Genomic DNA, 8,881 nt, shown 5'->3' with positions numbered 1-8,881 from the left:
CCCCACACATCCTGACATCCTGCTCTTTACGGCATTGTCGCCGTGCATCGGTCCGGGTTGGGCTGCGGACAGCCCGCCGGTCGGCCGTGCGGGTGTCATGACGTACCCGCCACCGCTGGGCCGCGGAAACCCCTAGTGATCTCCATGGCGGATAACGTCGCGACGGAGAGGCCGGTGGGACAGCTGGGGGCGGAGGAACGAGCGGGAGTCGGCGTGCGCAAGTTCGTCATCATGGGCGTGCAGGGCAGCGGCAAGGGAACCCAGGCAACGATGATGGCTCGGGACTTCGACCTGGTCCACATCAGCGTCGGCGACGTCTTCCGCTGGAACGTGCAGAATCACACCAAACTCGGTGCCCAGGTCAAACGCATCGTGGCGGCCGGTCACCTGGTCGGGGACGATCTCGTCGAGTCAGTGGTGCGCTCCCGGCTGGCCGAGCACGACTGGAACTATGGGTTCATCATCGACGGGTTCCCGCGCAACGCACGGCAGGCCGAGTTCTTCCTGGAGAGCTACGACATCGACGGGGTCATCTACCTCGACCTCCCCGACGACGAGGTCTACCGGCGGGTGCTCGCCCGCCGGTTCTGCTCGCGGTGCGGCCTGGACTACAACCTGATCGCCAGTAGGCCGCAGGTGCCGGACACCTGCGACGTGTGCGGAGCGCCGCTGCTGACCCGGGCCGACGACAACCCGCAGGCGCTGGCCGTCCGCCTGCGGGAGTACCACGAGAAGACCCGACCGGTCATGGAGATCTTCCAACGCAAGGAGTTCGTGGCCGTCGTGGACGCCAGGCACCCGCCGCGCGAGGTGCAGGCGGAGATCCGCCGGCATTTCGATCTTCCGCAGCTCGATCGCTCGCAGTTCGGTCTTCCGCAGCGGCCGGTCGTGTCCGGGTGAGCCCGGCCGCGATCCCCCGGGGGGCTACTGCTTGGTGAATACCACGGCGACGCCGTCGGTGTTACCGACCCCCGCGGCCCCGATACTCCCGTTGACGCCGTGCCCGTTGAACTGGATGGCTCTGGCGACTCCCGGAATCCCCACATCCGTTGTGATCTTATAGCCGGCGCCAGGCAGGGTCTGCCGGTAGAAGGTGGCCACCCCGTTGCTGGACACCCCGCCCAGCGTCACTGTCGACGTCTTCCCGGTGGTCGTGCCAACCTTCACGGTGGCCCCGGGCGGCACCGGGAAATCGGGGGGGACATTCGTGCCACGCAGGGCATCCGCGCCGCTGACGGCGTCGATCCTTCCCACCCCCGGCAGCGAGGTGGGCAGCCCGCTCGGCAGCGCGGTGGGGATCGACGTCGGCAGGGTCGGTGTGCTGACGGAGGGCGGCACACCGATGTCGTCGGACCCCCCGCAACCGGCGGTCAGCGCGACCATTCCCGCGAGGACCAGCCCCGGAAGCAGCGTCATGGTTCGGCCGGACCGGATCCCTCGGCGTGGTTCGTCAAGGGTGAGGTTCTCCCGCACGGCTGGTCCTCCTGCTCGGTCCGATCGGCGGGACAGGGGTCCCGCGGGCGGACGGTAGATCATCACTGTGGATCTGTCCAGGTGTTTGATTCCCGGATCTTTCGGATCCATGCTGTCGACCTTAGTCGCGGACGGTGCACGCCGCGTGGCGGTGTCGGCTCAGCGTCATTGCCTGCGTGGGGGTGGCCTGCGTGGGGGTGCGGTCGGTGCGTCGCCACCCGGGGGAGCACACCTGAGCATCACGTCGGGTCGGGGGTCGAGATCGTGCGTCGGGGCGGCCGAGCTTTCGGATTTGTGTCATAGGTGAGGTTTGAGGGGTTAGTCGCCGGGTATCCGCACGGCGGATGTTGCTTGCCCTGTTTGTCCGCTTAGTCCTTGGCGGGATCGATGGTGATGGTCGCCCCGAGGGGGCTGGACGCGAAGGGATGGGCGGGGCGGCACTCCGGTACCAACAACTACCTTCCGTAATCGCAAGAAGGGGATGGGTCGCATGGGGGTGGCGACTACCTGGGGTGTTGGTGCCACTGCTTCCAGCTTCCGCCTTCCTCGGCTGGTGGTGGATCCCCTCGCGGGTGAAGCCCCCTTTCTAGCTGTCGGAATTCCGATTCGGTCCGTTCTGCTACCTTTTTTATCACTGTAAGTGAGGATGTCGATGCGACACGAGTTTCGGTGTGTCCCGTCCCAGTGCGCCGTGATCGGCGCCCGATGCCTGTACGTTCCTTAAGCGTGGCGGTCACCAACAACGCGGTGATCGGTGTGGCCTTGGGCTACATCGAGGCAAACCCGGATGAAGTGGACCTCATGCGGTCCTTGGTCGTGCTGGCTCTGCACGGGCCATCCATCACAGCCCGTAGCACGATGCCGGCCCACGTCACGTGCCGAGCCGCGATCGTGTCCCCGGACTGGCGGGTGCTGGAGATCCTGGAGCCGTCCACCGCGGTCTGGCGGATGCCCGGCGGTCATGTAGATGCCGACGACTTCTCGCTGCTCGGCGCTGCGCTCGGGCTCGCCGCGCGCCGGGCAGGTGTCGAGGCCGACGCGGTGATCCCGGGCGGGATCCTCCCGTTCGACGTGGAGGTCGGAATCGTCGACGCCGCGCCGATCCTCGGTGAACCCGAGCACGTGCACTACGACATGACCTATCTCTTCCACGTCGAGGACCGCAGCCTCGCGGTGCGGGAGAGCGCCACGACGCAGGTTCGGTGGGTGGCGCCCGAGCAGATTTCCGGCCAGCTGGGCGCGAAGCTGACCAGGGCGTTCCAGCAGGCCGGGCTGGTGCGCTGACTGGACCCATGCGGGCCTGATCCAGCCGGGGTGCCGAGTAGCCCTAGGCCAGCAGGGCGGGCCGCCAGGGCGGGTCAGCAGCATGGGTCGGGGAGCCAGGTCTCGGCCCAGAGGGAGAGGGCCGCGACCGTGTCTGCGAGGTCCGCTCCCTTCGCGGTCAGGTGGTACTCGGTCCGCGCGGGCGTATCCGGGACGACGGTGCGTCTGACCATCCCTTCGGCTTCAAGTTCTCTCAGCCGCACGGAACAGAGCCGGTCGGACAGGTTGGGCACCGCCGTCGTGATCTCGGAGAACCGGGTTGCGCCGGCCAGCATCGCGCGCACGATGGCCCCGGTCCAGCGCCGCCCAATGGTCTCGACGGCATGGTGGTAGCGCGGGCAGAACGAGGACAGCTTCACCCTGATCAGCCTATGCTTGCCCGCCATTAGCCGGCCCGATCCGGTAATAGCGGCTTACCTTTCGTCGGCTTATGACGTCGTGGGGCAAGGAGCCCGGGACTCGGGTGGAACCGGTCCCTGGGGCGTGTCGTCCGCCACGAACCGCAGATAGCGCTCGGCGGAGCGGCGCACGGCGGCCCGACCGCCGGCGCGGACGATCGCCTGCCAGAACGCGCCGTAGACGACCTCGAAATCGAAGGGTTCGAGGAGCGCGACCGCCCGCCGGACCGCCCCGGGCCGTTCCGGGATGTAGTTCGGGTAGCTGTACATGAAGCTCACCCACCGCCGGTCCTGCACCACCTGCAGGATGTCGCCGGAGAACAGCGCACCGCGCCCGTTCTCCCCGTCCGCCCAATGCAGGACCGTGCCACCGGCGAAGTGCACACCGCCGTTGACGAGGGTCAGCCCCGGGCCGATCTGGTGGGTGTCGCCGGACCAGAGCACGATCGCATCGCCGGTCCGGCCGATCCAGGCGGCGTCGGCGGCGTGGATGTAGATCGGCACTCCGCCGAAGGCGTGACTCCAGTCCACCATGGCGCCGTAGAAGTGCGGGTGGCTGACGGCGATGGCGCGGATGCCGCCGAGCGCATCAACCTGACCCGCGAGATCGTCGTCGAGGAAGGGCACGCAGTCCCAGAGGATGTTGCCCTCGTCCGTGCGGACCAACAGGGCCCGCTGCCCGATGGAGATCTTCGGTTCGGCGCCGACGCCGAACACGCGGTCCCCCTCGGGGCGCAGTACCCCGCGGTATCCTGCGGCCCGCAGCCGTGCCCGGGAGGTCCACCGCTGACCGTCCCAGCCGACGTACTGCCGTTCGTCCTCGCACACCGGGCAGTCGCCCCGGACCGCACCGTACTGGATCCCGCAGGTTAGGCAGATCGGCAGATCGAGACTGGCGGGATCGAGTGGCACGGGCGCTCCTGGGGCGTCACCTGCCGGTGTAACCACGGTGGAACACCGGGATGTCGCCGAGCCTATTCAGCCGCTGAAGCGGGCGACCGCGCGCATCTTGTTCATCGCGTCCAGAGCCGCGACCTTGTAGGACTCGGCGAGCGTCGGATAGTTGAAGACGCTGTCGACGAGGTAGTCGATGGTGCCGCCGCAGCCCATCACAGTCTGTCCGATGTGGACGAGTTCGGTGGCTCCTGTACCGAAGACGTGTACCCCGAGAAGGCGCCGGTCGTCCGGGCTGACCAGTAGCTTCAGCATCCCGTACGAGTCACCGAGGATGGCTCCGCGGGCCAGCTCCCGGTACCGGGCAATGCCCACCTCGAACGGGATGGCCTGCTCGGTCAGCTCGTCCTCGGTGCTGCCGACATAGGAGATCTCCGGGATCGTGTAGATCCCAATCGGCATCAGCTCGGCCCGCATGGCGTTGACGTCCTCGCCGCAGGCGGCGTAGGCCGCGAGACGTCCCTGTTCCATTGACGTCGCCGCGAGAGCGGGGAATCCGATCACGTCGCCGACCGCGTAGATGTGGTCGACCTCCGTGCGGAAGTCCGAGCCAACCTTGATCCGGCCGCGGTTGTCCGCGGAAAGGCCGGCCGCCGGAAGGTTGAGGATGTCGGTGAGCCTCTGCCGCCCGGCCGAATACATCACTGTGTCCGCCGGGAGCTTCTGCCCGCTTTCGAGCAGGGTGAGGGTACCGCCGTTGTGGCGTTCCACGGAGACGACCGACTCGCGGAAACGGAAGGTCACCGCAAGATCGCGGAGCTGGTACTTCAACGCCTCGACGATTTCGAGGTCGCAGAAGTCGAGCATCCGGTCACGGCGCTCGACGACGGTTACCTTCGTGCCGAGCGCGGCGAACATCGAGGCGTATTCGATACCGATCACACCGGCGCCGACGACGACCATCGACCGGGGCAGTTTCTCCAGGGCCAGGATCTGGTCGCTGTCGACGACAGTCCGTCCGTCGAAGTCGACCGTGTCCGGCCGCGCCGGGCGGGTGCCCGTGGCGATAATGATTCTTTCCGCCTGGATCCGGCGGTCCTCGGTGTCCTCGCCGCCCGCCCGCACGTTCACGGTGTGCGGATCGACGAAGCTGGCCAGTCCCGTCAGCAGGGTGACGTGGTTACGGCTGAGCTGGTTGCGAATCACGTCGATCTCGCGGCTGATGACATGTCTGGTCCGCGCCGAGAGGTCACCGACGGTGATGTCATCCTTTACCCGGTAGCTCGACCCGTACAGCTCACGCTGTGACATGCCGGTCAGATAAAGGACCGCTTCCCGCAGCGTCTTGGACGGGATCGTGCCAGTATTGATGCTGACACCACCGATCATTTCCCGTTTGTCGACGATCGCGACCCGTCGGCCGAGCTTGGCCGCTGCGATCGCGGCCTTCTGCCCGCCCGGCCCGGATCCGATGACGAGGACGTCGTAGTCGAACATCGTCACATCCCCCGCAATCTATCGGTCTCCGGTGAACCCGAGGCTATCCGGCCGGACGGGTCGGGTCGGCACGTTGACCGTGCTTGTTACGTCCATTTCTTCTGGGAAATTTCTCGGGAGTCGCTTCACCTGCGGATTATCACTCGAGGTAGGTGTCGCGAACCCGTCTGTGATGGCCGAGGTGTGCCGTCATGCCCGCCATATGTGCCGGTGTGGTTCCGGTTGAGAGCTTTTCGAGTCCAACTGGTGGGAACCTGTCGAGGACTTGCGCCGCCAGGCCGTCGGACCCTGCTGTCGGGCCGGGCCGTCGTGCCGGCAGGTGAAATTGAGGCACCCGCCACCCGTAACCAATCCGCCGCCGGCCCGTTAAACCTCTAGCGGGGGTCGTGGAGGCTGTCTGGGGGGTCTTCCACGGCTCCCGCCGCGCCGTCGGTCGTTGCCTGTCGGGTCGCGCTGTCGGGACGGGACACCCCCGTGGGTCACGGAGGTGTCCGGGAGACGCGACGGTCGGGGGAGAGGCCGCCCGACGAGCTTCGGCTACGGGTGGGTCATCGACAGCACGTCGAGCGCGGCGTCGAGCTGTGCCTCGGTGAGTTTGCCCGCCTCAACGTAACCGCGCTCGAGAACGACCTCGCGAATGGTCTTCTCCTCGGCGAGCGAGATCTTGGCGACCTTCGCGGCCTCCTCGTAGCCGATGTACTTGTTCAGCGGCGTCACGATGGAGGGGGAGGACTCGGCGTAGCGGCGGCAGCGTTCGACGTCGGCGACGATGCCGTCGATGCAACGGTCGGCGAACAGCCGGCTGATCGTCGACAGGATGTGGATCGACTCCAGCAGGTTACGTGCGATCACCGGCAGCATGACATTGAGCTCGAAGCTCCCGGCTGAGCCGCCGAACGCGACCGCCGCGTCGTTGCCGACGACCTGGGCGACGACCTGACAGACCGCCTCGGGAATGACCGGATTGACCTTGCCGGGCATGATCGAGGATCCGGGCTGGAGGTCGGGCAGCCGGATCTCGCCGAGCCCGGCTCGTGGGCCGGACGAGGCCCAGCGCAGGTCGTTGGCAATCTTGTAGAGCGAGAGGGCGATCACCCGCAGCACGCCGGACGCCTCGACGAGGCCGTCCCGGGAGGCCTGCGCCTCGAAGTGGTTGCGTGCCTCAGTCAGGGGAAGACCGGTGCTGGCGGACAGTTCCTCGATTACCGCGGCGGAGAAGCCGGGCGGGGTGTTGATGCCGGTCCCGACGGCTGTCCCACCGAGCGGCAGCTCTCCGATCCGGGGCAGTGCCACCTGCAGGCGCTCGACGCCGAGCCGGACCGCGGCGGCGTACCCGCCGAACTCCTGGCCGAGTGTCACAGGGGTCGCGTCCATCAGATGGGTCCGGCCGGACTTCACGACGTCGGCGAACTCGGTCTCCTTGCGACCGAGCGCGGTGGCAAGGTGCTCCAGGGCCGGGATCAGGTCGCCGACGATGCCCTGGGTGGCGGCGATGTGGATCGATGAGGGAAAGACGTCGTTCGAGGACTGCGAGGCGTTGACGTGGTCGTTCGGGTGAACCGGGCGGCCGAGGCGCTCGGAGGCGAGCGAGGCCAGCACCTCGTTGGTGTTCATGTTGGACGAGGTGCCGCTGCCGGTCTGGAAGACGTCCAGGGGGAACTGGTCGTCCCAGTCACCACGGGCCACCTCCGTGGCCGCATCGGCGATCGCCTCGGCGATGTCCGCGTCGAGCACGTCCAGCTTGGCGTTCACCGTCGCGGCGGCGGCTTTGATCTGGGCGAGCGCCGCGATGTGCGCGCGGGAGATCCGCTGGCCGGAGACGGGAAAGTTCTCCACCGCCCGCTGCGTCTGGGCCCGCCACCGGGCCGTGACCGGTACCCGGACGTCACCCATGCTGTCGTGCTCGATGCGGTATTCCTGCTCGCTCATGCGCCCGTTCTCCCGATGCTCGTCGCCCTTGACCTGTACTGCACGTGCCCTGTACCGCACACTGGGGCCGCGTCCCGGCGAGATGCCGCCTGGACGCGGCCCCAGGGCCGACCTTAGGACATGTCGGGCCTCCCCCGCATGGCGCCTTCGGCGCAATGCGGGGACCCCTGGCATAGGGCGCCGTTCGGGGTTTCCGTTACCTCGCCTTCGGTGAGGTTCCTGGGGGAGCCTCGGGGGCCTTCGGCGTGATGCGGGGACAGTGAGAATGGCTATAGGGGAACGTCGGGGGCTTCGGCGCAATGCGGGGAAGGATGGCTCCGACGAGTCTGGTGTGAGGGGCGGTCCGGGCTCAGCTGGCGGCGCGCTCGCGGGTACGCATCTCCCGGCGAAGCTCCGGCGGCAACGCAAAGAGAAGGTGCTCGTCCGCGGACGTGACCTCCTCCACATCGGTGAAGCCCCGCTCGGCGAGCCAGGCCATCACGCCGGTGACGAGCTCCTCCGGCACCGATGCGCCGCTGGTGACCCCGACGGTCTCGACACCATCGAACCAGCTCAGGTCCACCTCGGTGGAGTCGTCCACGAGGTAGGCGGCCGGCGCGCCGGCGTCGAGCGCGACCTCGACCAACCGGACCGAGTTTGAGGAGTTCCGCGAGCCGACGACGATGACCAGGTCGACCGCGCCGGCGATCTCCTTGACGGCGACCTGGCGGTTCTGCGTGGCGTAGCAGATATCGTCGCTCGGTGGACCCTGCAGGTGCGGGAAGCGCTCGCGCAGCGCGTCGACCGTCGTCATCGTCTCGTCGACGGACAGCGTGGTCTGGGAGAGGAAGGCCACCCGCTTCGGATCGCGGACCTTCACCCCGGCGGCGTCCTCGGGTCCGTCCACGAGGTGGATGCGGTCCGGAGCCTGCCCGGTGGTGCCGACGACCTCCTCGTGGCCCTCGTGGCCAATGAGGAGGATGTCGTAGTCCTCGCGGGCGAACCGCCTGGCTTCAGAATGCACCTTGGTGACCAGCGGGCACGTGGCGTCGATTGTGCGGAGCTCGCGCGCCGCCGCCTCTTCGTGCACCGTTGGTGCTACTCCATGGGCTGAAAACACGACGGTGGCGCCGTGCGGCACCTCGTCGGTTTCGTCCACGAAGATCGCACCCTTGGCCTCCAGCGTCTTCACGACATGAAGGTTGTGAACGATTTGTTTGCGTACGTAGACCGGTGAACCGTACAGCTCTAGTGCTTTCTCCACGGTCACGACGGCTCGATCGACACCAGCGCAGTAGCCGCGCGGTTTGGCAAGAAGGACCCGGCCCATGGGTGGGAGTCTACGCGGCGGCCGGCGGCCGGGAAGTCGGCTAGGCTTGTCTTCCGCA

At 67.5% G+C, this 8,881-nt stretch carries 8 protein-coding genes; 2 read left to right on the top strand and 6 right to left on the bottom strand.

The genetic code is table 11. From position 1 onward, the window contains the following. The first annotated feature begins 213 nt into the window (after positions 1-213). Complete coding sequence (locus AC08OJ_RS16240) at positions 214-900, top strand: adenylate kinase family protein (protein ID WP_462189170.1); 687 nt, start codon at positions 214-216, stop codon at positions 898-900. A 24-nt stretch (positions 901-924) separates the two neighbouring features. Here AC08OJ_RS16240 and AC08OJ_RS16235 read toward each other — a convergent pair whose 3' ends face one another. Continuing rightward, positions 925-1,416: a hypothetical protein gene (locus AC08OJ_RS16235; RefSeq protein ID WP_476593907.1), complete on the bottom strand. Its 492-nt coding sequence runs from the start codon at positions 1,414-1,416 to the stop codon at positions 925-927. A 783-nt stretch (positions 1,417-2,199) separates the two neighbouring features. Between AC08OJ_RS16235 and AC08OJ_RS16230 the strand changes: the two genes are divergently transcribed. After that, entirely contained in the window at positions 2,200-2,757 is a 558-nt protein-coding gene (locus AC08OJ_RS16230; RefSeq protein ID WP_476596169.1) for an NUDIX hydrolase, read from the top strand. A 74-nt stretch (positions 2,758-2,831) separates the two neighbouring features. Here the strand turns inward: AC08OJ_RS16230 and AC08OJ_RS16225 are convergent, their stop codons facing one another. The 5 genes from AC08OJ_RS16225 to AC08OJ_RS16205 form a co-directional block, all read right to left on the bottom strand. After that, positions 2,832-3,155 carry a winged helix-turn-helix transcriptional regulator gene (locus AC08OJ_RS16225; RefSeq protein WP_476593909.1) on the bottom strand — a complete coding sequence of 108 codons (324 nt, stop codon included), beginning with the start codon at positions 3,153-3,155 and terminating at the stop codon, positions 2,832-2,834. A gap of 69 nt (positions 3,156-3,224) precedes the next feature. Further along, entirely contained in the window at positions 3,225-4,106 is an 882-nt protein-coding gene (locus AC08OJ_RS16220; protein WP_476593910.1) for an MBL fold metallo-hydrolase, read from the bottom strand. A gap of 66 nt (positions 4,107-4,172) precedes the next feature. After that, entirely contained in the window at positions 4,173-5,585 is a 1,413-nt protein-coding gene (gene sthA / locus AC08OJ_RS16215) for a Si-specific NAD(P)(+) transhydrogenase (protein ID WP_476593911.1), read from the bottom strand. A gap of 537 nt (positions 5,586-6,122) precedes the next feature. Further along, the gene (locus AC08OJ_RS16210; RefSeq protein ID WP_476596168.1) at positions 6,123-7,514 is read right to left on the bottom strand and encodes a class II fumarate hydratase; all 1,392 of its coding nucleotides are present in this window, start codon (positions 7,512-7,514) and stop codon (positions 6,123-6,125) included. Between the two features lie 349 nt (positions 7,515-7,863). Beyond that, a complete protein-coding gene (locus AC08OJ_RS16205; RefSeq protein WP_462187141.1) occupies positions 7,864-8,823 on the bottom strand; it encodes a 4-hydroxy-3-methylbut-2-enyl diphosphate reductase in 960 nt (319 codons plus the stop codon). Positions 8,824-8,881 lie beyond the last annotated feature (58 nt).

This window comes from Frankia sp. CgKIO3 (assembly GCF_977946435.1).
Note: the sequence above shows the minus strand (reverse complement) of the source record. Positions and strands in the feature narration are given on the sequence as shown.